Genomic DNA, 18468 nt, shown 5'->3' on the forward strand with positions numbered 1-18468 from the left:
GCTCCTGAATATACGTTTCGTATATGCTATATATTTATTGCGTAGGTTGCTGGCAAGAGCGAGGCCTGGCTGCGTGCTTCAGGGGGTCGCAACCTTCATCCCCGGCGGAATTATCCCCTCGTTTACGAGAACGCCGATACGCGCTGCGGCAGGATGGCGCAGCTTGCGGGCCAAGGGGTTTGAGATCGATTCTCAACAGTCGCGGTTTCGTTGACACCCCCTGATCGCGGCTTAAAAGCGGCGCAGCATATTCAAGGACGAACAGGGGCCGAACGTCTGATGACCGCACCCAACGGGGGACTTCCGGAGCGCCCGATGTCGCCGCACCTTCAGGTGTGGCGCTGGCACGTGACCATGGCCTGCTCGATCTTGCACCGCGGCAGCATCTTCGCGCTGTACCTGGGCGCGATCCTGCTGGCGGGCTGGGCGGTCGCCCTGGCCTCGGGCCCGGATCACTACGCCTGCTACACCGAAGTGGTCGGCTCGCCCCTGGGCAAGCTGGTCCTGTTCGGCATTACGGTGATGCTGTTCTTCAACCTCGCCTACAACGTCCGCCAGGCCTTCTGGGACCTGGGCTACGGCTTCACGCCCAAGACCGCCGACATGACCGGCGTCATCGCCATCGCCTTCGGCGTCGTGGCGGCCGTGGTGGTCTGGGTGATCGCCGGCTTCACGGGGGCCCTGTCGTGAGCAAGTCTTCCTCCAACTTCCGCACCCCGCGCTCGCGCGCCCAGGGCCTGGGCTCGGCCAAGCACGGGGTCGGCCACTTCATGGTCGAGCGCGTCTCGGCTCTGGCTTCGGTTCCGCTGGTCCTGTGGGGCGTGTTCGCCGGCCTTCGCCTGGCGGGCAGCGACTTCGAGGCCGCCGCGGCCTGGATCGCCCAGCCGCTGAACGCCGTCCTGCTGTCCCTGCTGCTGGTGGTGGGCCTGATCCACCTGAAGAACGCCATGCAGGTGGTGATCGAGGACTACATCGAGCGCTTCGCCACCAAGTCGGCGCTGCTGCTTCTCAATCTGTTCGTCAGCGTCCTCACGGGCGCCCTGGGTGTGTTCGCGATCGTCAAGGTCGCCCTCACCGGAGCCATCTGATGTCGGCCTACAAGTTCATCGACCATAAGTTCGACGTCGTGGTCGTCGGGGCCGGCGGCTCCGGCCTGCGCGCCGCGCTGGGCTGCTCGCAAGCCGGCCTGCGCACCGCCTGCGTGACCAAGGTGTTCCCGACCCGCAGCCACACCGTGGCGGCGCAGGGCGGCATCTCCGCCTCGCTCGGCAACATGAGCCAGGACGACTGGCGCTGGCACATGTACGACACCGTGAAGGGGTCGGACTGGCTGGGCGACCAGGACGCCATCGAATACCTGACCCGCAACGCCCCGGCCGCCGTGTACGAGCTGGAGCACTGGGGCGTGCCGTTCTCGCGCACCGAGGAAGGCAAGATCTATCAGCGCGCCTTCGGCGGCATGACCAAGAACTACGGCGAGGCCCCGATCCAGCGCACCTGCGCGGCGGCGGACCGGACCGGCCACGCCATGCTGCACACCATGTACGGGCAGTCGCTGGCGCACGACACCGAGTTCTTCATCGAGTACTTCGCCCTCGACCTGATCATGGACGACGGCGTCTGCCGCGGCGTGACGGCGTGGAAGCTGGACGACGGCACCCTGCACCGCTTCCAGGCGCAGATGGTCATCCTGGCCACCGGCGGCTATGGCCGCTCCTACTTCTCGGCCACCTCGGCCCACACCTGCACCGGCGACGGCAACGCCATGGTGCTGCGCGCCGGCCTGCCGCTGCAGGACATGGAGTTCGTGCAGTTCCACCCCACCGGCATCTACGGCGCCGGCTGCCTGATCACCGAAGGCGCCCGCGGCGAAGGCGGCTACCTGACCAACTCCGAAGGCGAGCGCTTCATGGAGCGCTATGCCCCGTCCGTTAAGGACCTTGCGCCGCGCGACATGGTCAGCCGCGCCATGACCATCGAGATCCGCGAAGGTCGCGGCGTGGGTCCGAACAAGGACCACATCTTCCTGCACCTGGACCACCTGGATCCGAAGATCCTGGCCGAACGCCTGCCCGGCATTTCCGAGACCGCCAAGGTCTTCGCCGGCGTCGACGTGACCAAGGCGCCGATCCCGGTCCTGCCGACCGTCCACTACAACATGGGCGGCATCCCCACGAACTATCACGGCGAAGTCGTCACCAAGTCCGGCAAGAACCCGGATCAGGTGATCCCCGGCCTGATGGCCGTGGGTGAAGCGGCCTGCGTGAGCGTCCACGGCGCCAACCGCCTGGGCTCCAACTCGCTGATCGACCTGGTGGTGTTCGGCCGCGCGGCCGGCCTGCGCTGCGCCGAGATCCTGACCCCCGGCGCCAAGCAGCCGGAGCTGACGGAAGCGCACACCGCCGCCCACCTGGCGCGCTTTGACGCCTTCCGCAACGCTTCGGGCTCCATCCCGACGGCGGCCCTGCGTCTGGAGATGCAAAAGGCCATGCAGGAAGACGCCGCGGTGTTCCGCACCGGCGAGAGCCTGGAGAGCGGCGTGCAGCGCTTGGCGGCCGTCTACGCCAAGAAGGGCGATGTCCAGGTCAGCGACCGCGGTCTCGTCTGGAACACCGACCTGATGGAGACCCTGGAGTTCGACAACCTCGTCGCCCAGGCCGTGGTCACCGTGAACGGCGCCCTGAACCGCACCGAGAGCCGCGGCGCCCACGCCCGCGAGGACTGCCCGGACCGCGACGACAAGAAGTGGATGAAGCACACCTTGGCGTGGCTCGATCAGGCGACCGGCAAGGTCAAGATCGATTACCGCCCGGTCCACGACTACACGATGTCCGAGGACATCGCCTACATCCCGCCCAAGGCTCGGGTTTACTGAGGTAGAAGATGGTCGAACTCGCGCTGCCTAAGAATTCCCGCGTCCAGGCCGGCAAGCACTGGCCTGCGCCGGCGGGAGCCAAGAAGGTCAAGTCCTTCAAGATCTACCGCTACGACCCGGAGCTGGGCGGAAACCCGCGCTGGGACACGTACGACATCGATGTGGACGCGTGCGGGCCGATGGTCCTGGACGCCCTGCTCTACATCAAGAACAACGTCGACCCGACCCTGGCCTTCCGCCGGTCGTGCCGCGAGGGCGTCTGCGGCTCCTGCTCGATGAACATCGGCGGGCGCAACACCCTGGCCTGCACCCACGGCTGGGAAGAGGTTCCGGGCAAGGCCGTCCAGATCAGCCCGCTGCCGCACCTGCCGGTGGTCAAGGACCTGATCCCCGACCTGACCCTGTTCTACGCGCAGTACGCCTCGATCGAACCGTGGCTGCACACCGAGACGCCGACCCCTGAAAAGGAATGGCGCCAAGCTCCGGAAGATCGCGAGAAGCTGGACGGCCTGTACGAGTGCATCCTGTGCGCCTGCTGCTCGACCTCGTGCCCGAGCTACTGGTGGAACGGCGAGAAGTACCTGGGCCCGGCCGCCCTGCTGCACGCCTACCGCTGGCTGATCGACAGCCGCGACGAGTCCACGGGCGACCGCCTCGACGCGCTCGAGGATCCGTTCAAGCTCTATCGCTGTCACACGATCATGAACTGCGCCCAGGTCTGCCCCAAGGGCCTGAACCCGGCCAAGGCCATCGCAGAGATCAAGAAGATGATGGTGGAGCGGGTGGTCTGATCCACCCGCCGATCCCACTTGCCAATAAGTGACGGCCCCGTCATTTTTGGCCGACGGGAGGAACGTCGAGTGAGCAAACCGCGCGTCGTGATCGTGGGAGCCGGCCATGCCGGCGGCTCAGCGGCGGCTTTTCTGCGTCAGTACGGCTTTGACGGGCCCATCTATCTCGTGGGCGAGGAGCCGCTGCTGCCCTATCAGCGCCCGCCCCTGTCCAAGGCCTGGCTGAAGGGCGAGGCGGACGCCGACAGCTTGGCCCTGAAGCCCGACAGCTGGTACGCGGAGGCCGAGGTGGCCCTGCGCCTGGGCGGCGTGGTCACCGAGATCAACCGCGGCGCCAAGACCGTGACCCTCGCCAGCGGCGAGGCCGTTCCCTACGACTTCCTGATCCTGGCCACCGGCGCCCGGGCGCGCATGCTGCCCATCGAGGGCGCGGACCTGGCCAATGTCCTGGCCCTGCGAACGGCGGCGGACGCGGAGCATCTGAAACGCGTCCTTGGCCCCGGCAAGCGCCTGGCCATCATCGGCGGCGGCTATGTGGGGCTGGAGGCGGCGGCGTCCGCCCGCGCCCTGGGCGCCGAGGCCGTGGTCATCGAGCGCGAGCGCCGCGTGCTGGCCCGCGTGGCCTGCACCGAACTGTCCGATTTCTTCCAGCGCTATCACGGCGAACGCGGCGTGGGCTTCGAGCTGAACGCCGGGGTCGAGGCCTTTGTGGGCGAGGACGGCAGGGTCACGGGCGTGAAGCTGGCCGACGGCCGCACCCTGGCCTGCGACGCGGTGCTGGTGGGCGTGGGCGCCCATCCCAATGACGAGCTGGCCAAGGATTGCGGCCTCGACTGCGCCGGGGGCGTGGTGGTGGACCTGGAGGCCCGCACTTCGGATCCGCACATCTTCGCCATCGGCGACGTCGCGCATCGGCCGCTGCCGCTTTACGGCCGCCAGTTCCGCCTGGAGAGCGTGCCCAACGCCCTGGAGCAGGCCAAGCAGGCCGCCAGCGCCATCGCCGGCCGCGCCGGCCCGACGCCGGAGGTGCCGTGGTTCTGGTCGGATCAGTTCGACCTGAAACTGCAGATCGCCGGCTTGCCCTTCGACGCCGACCGCATCGTGGTGCGCGGCGATCCGGACACCGCCAGCTTCGCCGTCTTCCACCTGAAGGGCGATCTGGTCCAGGCGGTGGAGGCGGTGAACGCCCCGCCCGAATTCATGGCCGGCAAGATGCTGATCTCCAGGCGCACGCCCGTGTCGCTGGAGAAGCTGGCCGACACCGCAATTTCAATGAAGGAGGTCGCGGCCTAGACTGGCCCGATCCACATCGAGGAACGCATGGCGAAGATCACCTACATCGAACACGACGGGACCGAACACGTGGTCGACGTGAAGCCCGGCCTGACGGTGATGGAAGGGGCTGTGAAGAACAACATCCCCGGGATCGACGCCGACTGCGGCGGCGCCTGCGCCTGCGCCACCTGCCACGTCTATGTGAAAGAGGAATGGCGCGACAAGACCGGCACGGCCTCGGCCATGGAGGAGTCCATGCTCGACTTCGCCGAGAACGTGGAGCCCAACAGCCGCCTGTCCTGCCAGATCAAGGTGACCGACGCCCTGGACGGCTTGGTCGTGAGCATGCCGGAAAGCCAGCACTGAGGCTTTGTGCATCCTTCGAGGCGGCCTTCGGCCTCCTCACGGGGACGAATTCAGAAGCGACCCACCTCGTCGTGCTGCGGGCGCGTAGCGCGTCTCGAAACACGCAACGTCAGTTCTTGAACGCCAGCTCCGGCTGGGCGGCGCCGGACAGGACGGCTTCGGGCAGATGGCAGGTGAAGACCGCGCCGGCGCCCGGCTCGCTCTCCAACGCCACCCAGCCGCCGTGCAGTTCGACCAGCGCCTTGACGAGGGCCAGGCCCAAGCCCGGGCCGCCGCGGTCGCGGTCCACGAAACGGTCGAAGATGTGGGCCTGGACGTGGAACGGAATGCCGCGCCCGGTGTCCGCCACCTGCAGGCGCATCTCGCCCACCGCGCGGGTCGCCGACAGGGTGACCTTGCCGCCCTGCGGGGTCTGCAGCAGGGCGTTCTCCATCAGATGGTCCAGCACCTGGCCCAGACGCTTGGCGTCGCCGCGGATCAGGCCGACAGCCGGATCGCAAGACAGGTCCAGGGTGATCTTGCCGCCCTGGGCCCGCTCGATCCAGCGCGCCTCGGCGTCGGCCAGCAGGTCGTAGACGCGGATGTCCTGCACATCGAGGGCCATCTCGTCGGCGTCGATCTGGGCCATGTCGAGCACGTCGTCGATGGAGCGCGCCAGCTGCGAGGCGGCGGTGCGGACCGAGGACAGGTGGGCGCGGGCCCGCTCGGGCATGGACTCGCCCATGTGCTCCAGCAGCTCGGAATAGCCGATGATCGTGGTGAGCGGCGTGCGCAGTTCGTAGGAGACGTTGCCCACGAAGTCGCGCTTCAGGCGGGTGGCCTCGGCCAGGGCCATGGAGCGGTCGTTGAGGGCCTGCTCCAGCTGGCGGGTGTCGGTGATGTCCGAGAAGGCGATCAGGGTCGCGCCGTCCGGCAGGGGCCGTGACTGGTAGGCGATGATGCGGCTGTCGCTGTCCTTGATCTCACCGCTGATCGGGGCGCGGGCCTGCGGATCGGGATCAGCCACGCGGCCCTTCAACTCGCGCCAGAACTGCAGGTCGTGGATGCGGTGCTGGCACAGCTCCACCACCCGCTCGAAATCGCCGGCCGCTTCGAGATCGGCGCCGTTGACGTTCCAGAAGCGGGCGAAGGCGTCGTTGTGCAGGCGCAGGCGGCCGTCGGAGCCGAACACCGAAACGGCGTCGGTAAGCTTGTCGAGGGTGGCCTGCTGCACCTGGATCAGGGCGTTGTACTGGGCCTTCAGGCGCAGCTCGCCGGTGATGTCTGAATAGAGCACGAGCATCCCGCCCAGGGGGTGCGGCTGGCGGACAACCTTCAGGGTGCGGCCGTCGGGCAGGGTCCACAGGTCGTCGGCCTGGGGGCGGATGTCCTCGTAGTGGGCCAGTTCGCTGGCCTTCCACTTGGCGTAGTCCACGGTCTCCGGCAGGCGGCGGCGCTGGCGCAGGCGGTCGAGGATTTCGCTGTGGGTCGGGCGGTCGGCCAGCCAGGCCGGCTCCAGCCCCCACAGCTCGGCGAAGGCGGTGTTGTGGAAGGACAGGCGGCGCTGTTGGCTGAAGATCGCCACCGCGTCGCCGATGTGGTTCAGGGTCTCGTCGTGGGCCTCGACGTGCTTGCGGAACGCCTCGCGGGTGTCCTCCAGCTCGCTGACGTCGATGCTCCACACCCCGGCCCCGCCGCCTTCCAGCGGGTCGGCGATGAATTTGAAGGCCCGGCGGCGGCCCTCGATCGGCACGTGGCGGACGGCCTCGCGCTTCTTGCCCAGATTGGCCGCCTCGCTGGCCAGGGCTTCGGCGGGGCGGTCGAAGGACAGCTGGCGGGCTACGGCGTCGGCGAAGCTGGCGGCGCCCACGGCCCGCAGCCAGGCGGCGTTGGCCCACTGGAGGGCCCCGTCGCCGCCGGCGATCCAGGCGGGATCGCGCCGGGCGTCGAGGAAGGCGGCGAAGCGGGCGGCGGTGGGCAGGCCCTCGTCCTCGTCCAGGGCGGTGAGGCGCAGCCAGGCGATGGCCCCGGCGGCGCGGCCTTCCACCGACACGGCGCCCTTGGGGCCGCGGGCTTCGAAGGCGCAGGGCTCGCCCCGGTCGAACAGGGCGCGCAGGCGCTTGGCGTGGTCGGGCTCGGCCCGCATCACGGCGTTGACCACGGCCTGGGCTTCGGGCCGGTCGATGCCGAACACGGCGGCGCAGGCGATCAGGCTGTCGATGCCGGAGGCCAGCATGGCCTCGCCGTCGTCGATGGCGATCAGGGCGCTGTCGAAGGCCTCGGCCGAGGCCTGGGCGGCGGAGGTCAGGGTCTGGGCGTCGCGCAGCTGGCGCTTGAGGGCGACCATCTGCTCCTCGTGACGGCGGCGCTGGGCTACGGACCAGAGCGTCGCGCACACCGCCAAGCTCACCGCGCCGGCCGTGGCGGCGAGTATCAGGTCTGACGGGCTGAGAGGAGCCAAGGGCGGTCCACGGGCGAGCGGCGAATCAGGAAATTAATCTTAAGCCGCATCCGCGCCGCTGGCGAACGGTCAAGAAGGGTCTATCTGCAGAGCATGACCGATTGGACCAAGGCCCGAGCCCCGGGGCTCGACGACTTCGCCCGCCTCGCCCAGGCGGCTTTCGAGGCGCTGCCTTCGGAGGTGCGCAAGCTTGCGGGCGACGTGCTGTTCCGCATCGAGGACTTCGCCGACGAGGCGACCCTGGACGAGATGGAGATCCAGGACCCGTTCGAGCTGACCGGCCTCTATCGCGGGGTCGACATCGGTCGCCGCTCGTTCCTGGGGCCGGCGCCCGAGGCGGCGATGATCTTCCTCTATCGCCGGCCGATCCTGGACGAGTGGGCGGACCGGGGCGACCTGGAGCTGGGCGAACTTATCAGCCACGTCCTGGTCCACGAGATCGGCCACCACTACGGCCTGTCGGACGGCGACATCCATCGGATCGAGGACGAGGGTTAGGGCCCCTCTTGCGTCCTTCGAGACGGCCTTCGGCCTCCTCACGATGACGAATTCAGCAGCAACAAAGCGCGTCATGCTTTGGAGCTCGTAGCCGTCTCGAGAGCACCGCTACCTCAGCACCTCATCCACCCAGGCCGGCACGATCTCCGTCGCCGGGCCGTAGCGGCGGTCGTCGAAGGCGAAGGCGTTCTGGGAAGGCTCCAGATTGAGCTCGCAGGTGCGGATGCCCCACTCCCGAGCCCGGGAGACCAGCCCCGCCGCCGGATAGACCGAGCCGGAGGTGCCGAGCGACACGAAGAGGTCGGCCTCCGACAGCTCGTCGTCGATCAGGTCGAGGCCCAGGGGTGTCTCACCGAACCACACCACGTCGGGGCGCAGCTTTCCCGCCCGACCGCAATGGGGACATGACCGATCCAGGGTCAGGGCGGCGCGGTCGTCGAAGATGACGCCGCAATGGCCGCAGCGGCTGCGGAACACCTGACCGTGCATGTGGTGGACGGCCGTCGCCCCGCCGCGTTCGTGCAGTTCGTCCACGTTCTGAGTGCACAGGAACAGCTTGCCGCCCCGCTCGGCCAGCTCCCGCTCCAGCCGGGCGACGGCGAAATGGGCGGCGTTGGGTTCAGCGTCGCCGTGGTTCTCCCGGCGCATGGAATAAAAGGCCAGGACCTTGGCCGGGTCACGGGCGTAACCCCGGGGCGTAGCCACCTCGTTAAGGTCGAAGCGGGTCCACAGCCCGCCCTTGTCGCGAAAGGTGCCCAGGCCGCTTTCCGCCGACACGCCGGCTCCCGTCAGCAGAAAGATGCGCAAGTTTTTGACTCCTTCGCTCAAATTACAAACGTGACGCCGCCGTCATTTTCATTTGACCGTCGATATTTTTGGACCGATGGTTTTATGGCCAGAGGTTCCAAGCAAGCGGACCCGCCTTTAGGGCCAAAAGGAGCGCGCCGTGACAGACAAGAACATCACTAAGGACGCCATGTATGACGCGGTGGCGCCGGACGACTTCGAGTCGATGCTCGAACTCGACCGGTACAACAACCGCTCCACCGCGTTCGACAAGATCATCTCCGCGACCCACGACCACTTCTGGGACCCGCTGGATAAGGCCTATATCGATTTCGACGAGCCGTTCGACATGGAGAACCAGGCCCTGGTGCCCGAGGAACTCGTGATCGCCCTGTCGACCGATTACGTCTCGAACCACCTGTCCGATCCCAAGCAGCGCATCCGCTTCATCAACCAGTCGGTGCTGCGCAGCTTCTCGTCGATCCTGCACGGCGAGCAGGGCGCGCTGAACCTGTCGGCCAGCCTGTGCCACGTGCTGAAGGACCAGGGCGCGCAGGAGTACGCCGCCAACCAGACGCGCGAGGAAGCCCGCCACGTCACCGCCTTCGCCAAGTACATCAAGGCCCGCTGGGGCCGTCCGGTGGAATGCGGCCCGGCGCTGAAGACCCTGCTGGTGGAGATCATCGGCGCGCCGGAGGTCTATAAGAAAATCATCGGCATGCAGATGCTGGTGGAGGGCCTGGCCATGGGCGCCTTCGCCACCTTCTTCAACCAGATCCACGATCCGCTGGGAAAGAAGCTGCTGCAGCTGGTGATGACCGACGAGGCCTTCCACCACAAGTTCGGGAAGATCTGGGCCGACCGCACCGTGCCCAAGCTGAGCCCCGAGGAGCACAACATCATCGAGGACTGGGCGGCGCACTGCTTCCAGACCCTGCTGTTCAACCTCGTCTCGCCGCACCAGCAGATGGATCTCTACGCCGAATTCGGCCTGGATCCGGACAAGGTGATCGAGGAGTACGGGAAGATCATGACCGACGACCTGCGTCGGGAGAACATGAAGGAGCAGACCAACATCTTCCGGGTGCTGGTGAAGACCCTGCTCAACGCCGGCATCATCACCGACCGCACCCGCGCCTTCTACGCCATGTACGTCGACATCGACGAACTGAAGGCCGAGGGCGACCGCATGGTCGGCGACGACATCGCCGAGGATGGCATCCGCTATCTGCAGGCGATCAACTTCAAGGACCGCCCGGTGGGCGCGGTCAGCATCGCCGCGGAGTAACCAAAGAACCCGCTCTCCCCGGCAAGGCCGGGGCCCGGGTGAAGTCCTGCCCAGGCTCTGGATGAATCTGGAGCCCGGCCTTCGCCGGGATGAGCGGCTGAAAAGCTGAGCCCCCGTTGCACGGGGGAGGAGAAGGTATAAGACGCCCCGCCGGAACCCCGGCGGGGCGTTTTGCGTTCGCCGGGGTCGAACCCTTGGGAACGCTGATGCGCCTGTTGTCCATCGCCGCCGCGGCGAGCCTGATCCTCGTCTCCGCCGCCCGGGCGGCCGCCCCGCCGCCGGCCAAGCCCGTGGCCGAGCGCTTCTACAGCGGCAAGTGGTTCGAGATCGCGCGTCTGCCCAACGCCGGCCAGAAGGATTGCGAGGCGCCGACCACCGTCTTCACCCAGGCCGGCGCGGGCGCGTTCACCGTCGTCCAGACCTGCCGCCGAGGCTCGGCCGGCGGCAAGGCCAAGGTATTCAACACCAAGGGCAAGGTGGTTGAGGGCAGCCGCAACGCCAAGTTCTCCATGAGCTTTCTGGGCGGGCTGCATCGCCAGGAATACTGGGTTCTGGACCGCGCCGACGACCAGTCCTGGGCGCTGATGGCGACCCCGGGCGGCAACTACATCTGGCTGCTCGCCCGTCAGGCGGTGATGAGCGCTCCTGCCCGCGCCGCCGCCCTCGGGCGCATGAAGGCCCTGGGCTATCCGGTCGAGCGGCTCGAGTTCCCCCAACAACCGCCGAGCTGATCCCCATGCGTCGCGCCGCCCTGCCCCTGGCCGTGACCACGGCCCTCGCCCTGACCGCCGCCGCCTGTTTCGGCGGGCCGAGCGGCAACAAGGCCGTGCCGCAACCGGCCAAGCCCGTGGCCCTGGGGCGGTATCTGGGCGTCTGGTACGAGATCGCCCGCTATGACCAGAGCTTCGAGGTCGGCTGCGAAGCGGTGACCGCCGAATACTCCAAGCGCCCCGACGGCCTGATCGGCGTGAAGAACACCTGCCGCGAGGGCAGTCCCGACGGCGCGGAACGCGTCAGCGAGGGCAAGGCGAAGGTGGTCGAGGGCTCCGACGGCGCCAAGCTGAAGGTGTCCTTCTTCGGCCCGTTCTTCTTCGGGAACTACTGGGTGCTCGACCGGGCCGAGGACTACAGCTGGGCCATCGTCGGCGAGGGCTCGGGCAAGTTCCTGTGGCTCCTGTCGCGTAAGGCGGTCCTGACCGAAGCGGAGCGCGACGCCCTCATCGGGCGGGCTGAGGCCATGGGCTACGACGTGAAGCGCCTGAAGATCGTGCGCCAGCCTGCGGCTTGAGGATGCGACGCCCGCGCCACTTGCGCCTCGAACATATCCAGAACAAAATGGCGGCATGGACGTCGCCGTCACGATCATCTCGCGCCCGGAGACCACCGCGTCGGTGACGCGGGGGGCGGCGCGGCTGTTGATCGGGCTGGGCTATGCGCCGCTGGCCGAGGTGCGGTTGCCCAATGGGCGGCGGGCGGACCTGATGGCCCTCGGCCGCAAGGGCGAGATCGTCATCGTCGAGGTGAAGTCGGGCATCGAGGACTTCCGCACCGACCGCAAGTGGGGGGAGTACGCCCCCTATTGCGACGCCTTCTATTTCGCGGTGTCGCCGAATTTTCCCGAGGGCGTCCTGCCGGAGGAGCCGGGCCTGATCGTGGCCGACGCCTTCGACGGGGCCGTGGTGCGCGAGGCCGTGGCGGCGCCCCTGGCCGGGGCGCGGCGCAAGGCCCTGACCATCGCCTTCGGCCGTCTGGCGGCCCTGCGCGCGGCCGGCGTCCAGGCCGAGACCCTGGACGCCTGAGCCTTCATCACTTGGCGTCACGGGCCGGCGGCGAGCCGGAATAGGGCGCGCCCGGCGAGACCACCGCATCGAACCCTTCACGCGACGCGTCGGGCCGGATTCCCCGCGCCGGGATCGCCTCACGGGCGGTGGAGGGCCAGACGCGGCATTCCTGCGGCGCGCCTTGTGACGGGGAGCGGCAGGCCCAAACCTCGCCCCCGCCGCGCACGAAGGTGGTCGCCACCGTGCGGTCGGCCGGCAGGTGCTGCGACATGGCCGGGAACGGCGGATTGAAGGAGGTCCAGGCGCTCTTGCCTGCATGGCCGATCCCGGTGAGGGCGAGGAGCGGCGCGGCGGGACGCGCCGCCTTGGCCGCCATCAGATGGCGGGCCATTCCGCTCTCGCGGGCGTCCGACGTGCTTGCCGGGTTGTCGCCGGCATGGTCGAAGGCGACGACGGTCAGATCCGCCCCCGCCGCCTTGAACTCACGCAGGCGGTCGATCAGGTCAAGGATGGCGACGCTGGCCCGACCGCCCCTGTCGCTCCAGCCCGCGGAGGCCAGCAGTGTGGCCCGCGCCTGCGCCCCGCCGTCGGAGGCCAGATAGGCGTCGAGCGCGGCCTGCTCCGCCGGCAGGAACTCCAACCCCACGGTGACAGCGCCGGAAGCGGCATAGGCGCAGACCAGATCCCCGAACAGGGCCGGCAGCTCCTTGGTCCCATGCGCCTCGCCGAACAGGACATAGTCGGGGGCGCGGGCCTTGAGCGCCGGGGCGCCCTCCAGGGTGGGGCAATCGAGCCGGGGCGCGGCGACGGCCCAGGTGGCCGCCAGGGCGAACACGGCGGCGGCGATGGGAAGCATTGGGCGCATGAGCGATCCTCGTCTGTTGCTTAGGATCGCTTAGGGCGTGCGGCGCGCGTCCGCCCGTGTCGCGCGCCGATGATTAGGTGATGTTTCGCCGATCAGTCGGCCGAGCCGGACTTGACGATCTTGCGGTTGGCGGCGCGGGTCTTGGGGCCTTGGCCGCGCAGAGCTTCGGTGCGGACCGGGATGTTGGCGTGGGCGCCGCCCTGCTGCAGGGCCACGGACTCGTCGGCGAAGTCGCCGTCCTCATCCATGAAGTCCGCGATCTCGCCCGCCGCCGGCGCCGCGAGCGTGGAGTCGGCCACATTGGGCGCGGCGTAGGTCCGCGGCTCGTGCCTGACGGCGGCGTTCTGCTCCGCGCCCTTGTCATTGCCGGGGGTCTGGCCGGTGGCGGCGTTCTGGGCGGTCGCGCGGGGGGATTGGGTGTTCTGGTGCGGCATGAAAAGCGCCTTTGACTGACGTTGGGGACCCTGACGCAACCATTGGGAACCCGGCCAAGTTTCAGAAAAGGCGCGGGGCGCTGACCGGAGACATCACCATGGCGCATCAAGCGGCCTTTCCCACGCGGCTGCTGGCCCGTCAGATGAAGGGCGTTCCGCCGTTCGACTTCACCACGCCGGCGGGCGAAGCCGCCCTGGCCGCGCCGGACTCCGTGTCCTGGCGGGTGTTCAAGAACCCCGTCTCCCTGTTCATCGGCGGCATCACCGCCGTGCTGCTGGAGCTGGCCGAGCCGCGCGTGCGGTCGGGGGTGTGGGATCACACCAGTTTCCGCACCGATCCCCTGCCGCGCATGAAACGCACGGGCCTGGCCGCCATGGTCACGGTCTATGGCGCGCGGTCGAAGGCCGAGGCGATGATCGCCGGGGTCGGCCGCCTGCACGGGCGGGTGGCCGGGACGACGCCCGACGGGACCGCCTATCGCGCCGATGATCCGGAGCTGCTGGACTGGGTGCAGGCCACGGCGTCCTACGGCTTCATGCAGGCCTATCACCGCTTCGTGCGGCCCCTGTCGCAGGACGAGCGCGACCAGTTCTATGCGGAAGCGGCGCCCTCAGCCCGACTTTACGGCGCGGTCGGCGCCCCGACCTCCGAGGCCGAACTGGAGGCGCAGTTCCAGGCCATGCGGCCGAAGCTGGAGCCCTCCGCCATCGTCCTGGAGTTCCTGGACATCATCGCCCGGACCAAGGCCGCGCCCTTCGGCCTGGGCTGGATGCAGGCCATGCTGGTGCGGGCGGCGGTCTCCACCCTGCCCGACTGGACGCAGGCGCTGCTGGGCCTGGACAATCGCGGCCTGCGCAAGGGCGAGGCGGCGGTCGTACGGACCCTGGGCCGCATCGCGGACCGCATCGCGATCAGCGCCGCGCCGCCCGCCCAGGCATCGGTGCGCATGGGTCGGCCGGCGGACTTTCTCTACCGCTGAGGGTTTAGCGCGGGGCGCGCTTGGCCAGGATCCGCTGCAGGGTGCGGCGGTGCATGTTCAGGCGGCGCGCCGTCTCCGACACGTTGTGGCCGCACAGCTCATAGACCCGCTGGATATGCTCCCACCGCACGCGGTCGGCGCTCATGGGGTTTTCCGGCGGCGGCGGGGCCGCATCGGGGCGGGCCAGCAGGGCGCGGACCACGTCGTCGGCGTCAGCGGGCTTGGGCAGGTAGTCGACCGCCCCGGCTTTCACCGCCGCTACGGCGGTGGCGATGTTGCCATAGCCGGTGAGCATGACGATGCGCGATTCCGGGCGGGCGTTGCGGATCTGCTCGACCACCGAAAGGCCGGTGCCGTCCTCCAAGCGCATGTCGAGGACGGCGAAGGCCGGAGCCTTGGTCCGCACGGCGGCGGCGGCTTCCTGAACCCCCGCGGCGGTGGCCACCTCGAACCCGCGCTGCTCCAGAGCCCGGCCCAGACGGGTGCGCAGCGGCGCGTCGTCATCAACCACCAGCAGGCTCTTGTCCGGCAGGGCTTCAACGGCGCTGGTCAGGTCGGTCATTCACAAAACTCCCCCGCAGCCCGGCGCGGCGCCGGCTCGGATGCGGCATCTTGTCGTTGTAAACTGTTTCGCATCAAGTCCCACGCAAGGTTTCGGCGAGATTTGGCGCCTCGACGACCGCCCTTGGCCAGCGCGCCGCGACGACGGCGCCGACCTGACGGCCGTTCCTGAAATCCACCACGGCGCCGGTTCGTTCCAGCAGAGTCTTGGCGATGAAGAAGCCCAGACCCATGCCCACATGGCCCGTGCGGCCGCCTTCGGTCCCCGGGCGGCTGGTGATGTAGGGCTCGCCCAGCTTGGCCAGGATCTCCGGCGAGAAACCCGGACCGTCGTCGCGCACCTCGACCATCACCGAGCGCTCGTCGAAGCGGGCGGTGACCAGAACCTCCGACTTGGCGAAGTCCACGGCGTTCTCGACGATGGAGGTCATGGCGTGAACCACTTCGGGCATGCGCCAGATGTCGGGGGCGGCGCCGGGGCCGCCGGTGACCACCGCCTCCACCCGCACGCCGCCCACGGACAGGTGCGGGTCGATGGTCTCCTGCACGAACTGAAGCAGGCTCATGCGCTCGTGCACCGCGTCGCCGGTCTCGGGGGTCTCGCCCAGGCGCTGCAGGATCTCGCGGCAGCGCTGGGCCTGGGCGATCATCAGTTCGGCATCCTCGCGGGTCACCGGATCAGTCGTCCCGCGCGCCATCTCCCGCGCGACGACGGTGATGGTGGCCAGCGGGGTGCCGAGCTCATGCGCCGCGGCCGCGGCCAAGGCGCCCAGGGCCGACAGGCGCTGCTCGCGCGCCAGCACCCGCTGGGTCACGTCGAGAGCCAGTTGCATGCGGACGTTTTCAGCCGCCGCATACCAAGCGTAGCCGGCGGTGAAGATGATGCCGAGCACCCGGGCGGCGGTGACCACCAGGATGAACAGGCGGGTCGGCTCCTGCGACGCCATCTCCGGCCCCCAGGGGACGGGGAACGGGCTGAAGGCCAGGGCGATGGTCATGGCCACGGCCAGCCCCGCCAGGCTGAGAGCATGGCGCGCCGGCAGGGTCGCCGCCGCCAGGGTGGCGGGCGCGGCGAGCAGCAGAGCGAAGGGATTGGCCCCGCCGCCGGTGAGGAACAGCATGGCCGTCATCTGCAGGATGTCGAAGGCCAGCTGGGCGGTCGCCTCGATGTCACGCACCTGACGCTGGCCGCCGGCGGCGATCATCAGCAGGACGTTCAGCCAGGCCGCCAGGGCGATGAGCGCAAAGCACAGGGCGTAGGGGACGTCGAAGTCCAGAACCAGACCGGCCACCAGCAGCACGATGGTCTGGCCCACCACCGCCAGCCAGCGCAGGGCGATCAGGGTGCGGGCGCGCAGACCGTTGCGCAGGACCCGGGGCGCCTGGCCGCGATCGGCTTGCGCGGGATCGGCGCCCGGCCTATCGAGGCCTCGCGCCATGGCGTCATCTGTCGTGGGTGGGCCCATGCGCGCCAAGATTGACGACTTTCCTTCTCTAGGCGAGCCCTCGTTTGAAAGGGCCGGAGCTGCTTCATGAACCGCGTCCGCATCCTTCTGGTTCTCCTGTGCGTCGCCGCGGCGATTTTCGCGGGCCTGCTAGCCTGGCGCGTGGGCGCCCTGGGCGGGCGCTCAGGCGGCCCGGGCCAGGTGAGCGCCACGGGCACGGCGGCCATCGGCGGCCCCTTCACCCTGACCGATCAGGACGGCAAGCCGGTGACGGAAGCGGCGCTGAAGGGCCGCTGGAGCGCGGTGTTCTTCGGCTTCACCTATTGCCCGGACGTCTGCCCCGGCACGCTGCAAGCGCTGAAGGCCGCCGCCGGCCAGATCGGCGACAAGACCGAGAAGCTGCAGGTGGTGTTCATCTCGGTGGATCCCGAGCGCGACACCCCGCAGCAGATGAAGGACTATCTGGAGGCCATGGACCTGCCGGTGAAAACCATCGGCATGACCGGAACGCCGGAGCAGGTGGCCGCCGCCGCTAAGGCGTATCGCGCCTATTACAAGAAGAACGGCGAGGGCGAGGGCTATCTGGTGGACCACTCCACGGCCATCTACCTGATGAATCCGCAGGGCCAGTTCGACCGGGTCCTGGCCTATGGCATGACGCCGGACCAGATGGCCGTGCAGCTGAACCAGGCGATCAAATAGGCTTGCGCCTGCGCTGTTGGGGCGCAACGCAGAAGGCTGGACTTCGTTAAGCGCAAGCGTGTTATGCTGCGCCGCACAATAGCGAAGTGACTGGTCTGATGCTCTACGCCCTCCACGAGGCGGCTTACTACGCCTCACAGCCCATGCGGATGGCCGCCTTGGCGGCGCGCGACTTCTGGAGCTCGCCGCTCAATCCGAGCGCCAATTCGCGCTGGGGCCGCAGCCTGTTCGCGGGCGCCGACCTGTTCGCCAACGTCACCCGCCGCTACGGCAAGCCGGCCTGGAACATCGACAGCGTCCGCGTGAACGAGGTGGATGTCCGCGTGCGCCCCACCACCGTGTGGCAGAGCCCGTGGTGCAAGCTGGTGCAGTTCGACCGCGACATGGCCGACATGCGCAAGGCCGGGAAGATGCAGCTGGACCCGGCGGTGCTGATCGTCGCGCCGCTGTCGGGCCACTACGCCACCCTGCTGCGCGGCACGGTGGAGGCCCTGCTGCCCGACCACGCGGTGTTCATCACCGATTGGGCCAACGCCCGCGACGTGCCGATGCTGGAGGGGCGTTTCGACTTCCACGACTATATCGACCACGTGCGGCAAATGCTGACCGTGATGGGCGGCCGCCCGCACGTGGTCGCCGTCTGCCAGCCGGGGCCGCCGGTGCTGGCCGCCGCCGCCCTGATGGCCGAGGACAAGGACCCGTCGCGGCCCCGCACCATGACCTTCATGGGCTCGCCCATCGATGCGCGCCTGTCGCCCACCGTGACCAACCAGCTGGCCGAGCAGAAGCCGTTCACCTGGTTCCAGTCGAACATGATCCACACCGTGCCCGCCCCCTATCCGGGCGCGATGCGGCGCGTCTATCCGGGCTTCGTGCAGCTCGCCAGCTTCATGTCCATGAACCTGGAGCGCCACCAGGACGCCCACCGCCAGTACTTCGACGACCTGGTGAAGGGCGACGGCGACCACGCCGACAAGCACCTGGCCTTCTATGACGAGTACCTCTCGGTCCTGGACCTGACCGAGGAGTTCTATCTCCAGACCATCGACATCGTGTTCCAGAACTACCTGCTGCCCAAGGGCGAGCTGCGCCATCACGGGCGCTTGGTGAACCCGGCGGCGATCGCCGACATCGGCCTGATGACGGTGGAGGGCGAGCTGGACGACATCTCCGGCATCGGCCAGACCCAGGCGGCGCACGACCTGTGCTCGGGCCTGCCGGAAGCGCTGAAGCTGGACTACATCCAGCCCGGCGTCGGCCACTACGGCGTGTTCAACGGCCGCCGTTTCCGCGAGGAGATCGTGCCGCGCATGCGCGATTTCATCCGCGAATGCGATCCGGACTTTGAAGGCTCGCGCCTGAAGGCCTAAATCCAGGGACG

20 protein-coding genes are annotated in these 18468 nt (G+C 68.6%); 14 read left to right on the forward strand and 6 right to left on the reverse strand.

The annotated features are described in order from the left end of the window. Positions 1-279 precede the first annotated feature (279 nt). The 6 genes from sdhC (at position 280) to P7B02_RS07515 (ending at position 5307) form a co-directional block, all read left to right on the forward strand. A complete protein-coding gene (gene sdhC, locus P7B02_RS07490) occupies positions 280-690 on the forward strand; it encodes a succinate dehydrogenase, cytochrome b556 subunit (RefSeq protein WP_277785697.1) in 411 nt (136 codons plus the stop codon). Then, positions 687-1088, forward strand: a complete 402-nt coding sequence (gene sdhD, locus P7B02_RS07495; RefSeq protein WP_277785698.1) for a succinate dehydrogenase, hydrophobic membrane anchor protein — start codon at positions 687-689, stop codon at positions 1086-1088. Before sdhC ends, sdhD begins: the two co-directional genes overlap by 4 nt. Further along, the gene (gene sdhA, locus P7B02_RS07500; RefSeq protein ID WP_277785699.1) at positions 1088-2875 is read left to right on the forward strand and encodes a succinate dehydrogenase flavoprotein subunit; all 1788 of its coding nucleotides are present in this window, start codon (positions 1088-1090) and stop codon (positions 2873-2875) included. Before sdhD ends, sdhA begins: the two co-directional genes overlap by 1 nt. An 8-nt stretch (positions 2876-2883) precedes the next feature. Continuing rightward, the gene (locus P7B02_RS07505) at positions 2884-3666 is read left to right on the forward strand and encodes a succinate dehydrogenase iron-sulfur subunit (protein ID WP_277785700.1); all 783 of its coding nucleotides are present in this window, start codon (positions 2884-2886) and stop codon (positions 3664-3666) included. Between the two features lie 69 nt (positions 3667-3735). Beyond that, complete coding sequence (locus P7B02_RS07510) at positions 3736-4959, forward strand: NAD(P)/FAD-dependent oxidoreductase (protein ID WP_277785701.1); 1224 nt, start codon at positions 3736-3738, stop codon at positions 4957-4959. Positions 4960-4986: 27 nt separating this feature from the next. Further along, entirely contained in the window at positions 4987-5307 is a 321-nt protein-coding gene (locus P7B02_RS07515) for a 2Fe-2S iron-sulfur cluster-binding protein (protein ID WP_277785702.1), read from the forward strand. 109 nt (positions 5308-5416) lie between these two features. On the opposite strand, the gene divL is transcribed toward P7B02_RS07515, so the two are convergent. After that, positions 5417-7747 (reverse strand): cell cycle protein kinase DivL, encoded by a 2331-nt coding sequence (gene divL / locus P7B02_RS07520; RefSeq protein WP_277785703.1) that lies wholly within the window; start codon positions 7745-7747, stop codon positions 5417-5419. 93 nt (positions 7748-7840) lie between these two features. Between divL and P7B02_RS07525 the strand changes: the two genes are divergently transcribed. Continuing rightward, positions 7841-8245, forward strand: coding sequence for a metallopeptidase family protein (locus tag P7B02_RS07525; RefSeq protein WP_277785704.1), 405 nt, complete (start codon positions 7841-7843; stop codon positions 8243-8245). 108 nt (positions 8246-8353) lie between these two features. On the opposite strand, the gene P7B02_RS07530 is transcribed toward P7B02_RS07525, so the two are convergent. Beyond that, positions 8354-9052, reverse strand: a complete 699-nt coding sequence (locus P7B02_RS07530; RefSeq protein ID WP_431355795.1) for an NAD-dependent deacylase — start codon at positions 9050-9052, stop codon at positions 8354-8356. 139 nt (positions 9053-9191) lie between these two features. Here P7B02_RS07530 and P7B02_RS07535 point away from each other — a divergent pair, with 139 nt between their 5' ends. The 4 genes from P7B02_RS07535 (at position 9192) to mmcB (ending at position 12118) form a co-directional block, all read left to right on the forward strand. Continuing rightward, positions 9192-10319: a ferritin-like domain-containing protein gene (locus P7B02_RS07535; protein ID WP_277785706.1), complete on the forward strand. Its 1128-nt coding sequence runs from the start codon at positions 9192-9194 to the stop codon at positions 10317-10319. Between the two features lie 206 nt (positions 10320-10525). Next, positions 10526-11050 (forward strand): lipocalin family protein, encoded by a 525-nt coding sequence (locus tag P7B02_RS07540; protein ID WP_277785707.1) that lies wholly within the window; start codon positions 10526-10528, stop codon positions 11048-11050. Between the two features lie 5 nt (positions 11051-11055). Beyond that, positions 11056-11607, forward strand: a complete 552-nt coding sequence (locus tag P7B02_RS07545) for a lipocalin family protein (RefSeq protein ID WP_277785708.1) — start codon at positions 11056-11058, stop codon at positions 11605-11607. 55 nt (positions 11608-11662) lie between these two features. Next, on the forward strand, positions 11663-12118 hold the full coding sequence (mmcB, locus tag P7B02_RS07550) for a DNA repair putative endonuclease MmcB (RefSeq protein WP_277785709.1): 456 nt from the start codon (positions 11663-11665) through the stop codon (positions 12116-12118). Positions 12119-12125: 7 nt separating this feature from the next. Here the strand turns inward: mmcB and P7B02_RS07555 are convergent, their stop codons facing one another. After that, positions 12126-12965, reverse strand: a complete 840-nt coding sequence (locus tag P7B02_RS07555) for a hypothetical protein (protein ID WP_277785710.1) — start codon at positions 12963-12965, stop codon at positions 12126-12128. A gap of 92 nt (positions 12966-13057) precedes the next feature. Beyond that, complete coding sequence (locus P7B02_RS07560; protein WP_277785711.1) at positions 13058-13399, reverse strand: hypothetical protein; 342 nt, start codon at positions 13397-13399, stop codon at positions 13058-13060. A gap of 98 nt (positions 13400-13497) precedes the next feature. Between P7B02_RS07560 and P7B02_RS07565 the strand changes: the two genes are divergently transcribed. After that, positions 13498-14379 carry an oxygenase MpaB family protein gene (locus P7B02_RS07565; protein ID WP_277785712.1) on the forward strand — a complete coding sequence of 294 codons (882 nt, stop codon included), beginning with the start codon at positions 13498-13500 and terminating at the stop codon, positions 14377-14379. Positions 14380-14383: 4 nt separating this feature from the next. On the opposite strand, the gene P7B02_RS07570 is transcribed toward P7B02_RS07565, so the two are convergent. Together P7B02_RS07570 and P7B02_RS07575 are read right to left on the reverse strand one after the other, a co-directional pair. After that, on the reverse strand, positions 14384-14941 hold the full coding sequence (locus P7B02_RS07570) for an ActR/PrrA/RegA family redox response regulator transcription factor (RefSeq protein WP_277785713.1): 558 nt from the start codon (positions 14939-14941) through the stop codon (positions 14384-14386). Between the two features lie 73 nt (positions 14942-15014). After that, positions 15015-16379 (reverse strand): ActS/PrrB/RegB family redox-sensitive histidine kinase, encoded by a 1365-nt coding sequence (locus P7B02_RS07575; protein WP_277785714.1) that lies wholly within the window; start codon positions 16377-16379, stop codon positions 15015-15017. 93 nt (positions 16380-16472) lie between these two features. On the opposite strand from P7B02_RS07575, the gene P7B02_RS07580 reads away from it, so the two are divergent. Next, positions 16473-17087 carry an SCO family protein gene (locus P7B02_RS07580; RefSeq protein WP_277785715.1) on the forward strand — a complete coding sequence of 205 codons (615 nt, stop codon included), beginning with the start codon at positions 16473-16475 and terminating at the stop codon, positions 17085-17087. Between the two features lie 98 nt (positions 17088-17185). After that, complete coding sequence (locus tag P7B02_RS07585; RefSeq protein ID WP_277785716.1) at positions 17186-18457, forward strand: polyhydroxyalkanoate depolymerase; 1272 nt, start codon at positions 17186-17188, stop codon at positions 18455-18457. Positions 18458-18468: the final 11 nt, after the last annotated feature.

It is taken from the genome of Caulobacter segnis (assembly GCF_029543125.1).
In the GTDB taxonomy this organism is placed as follows: domain Bacteria; phylum Pseudomonadota; class Alphaproteobacteria; order Caulobacterales; family Caulobacteraceae; genus Caulobacter; species Caulobacter segnis_D.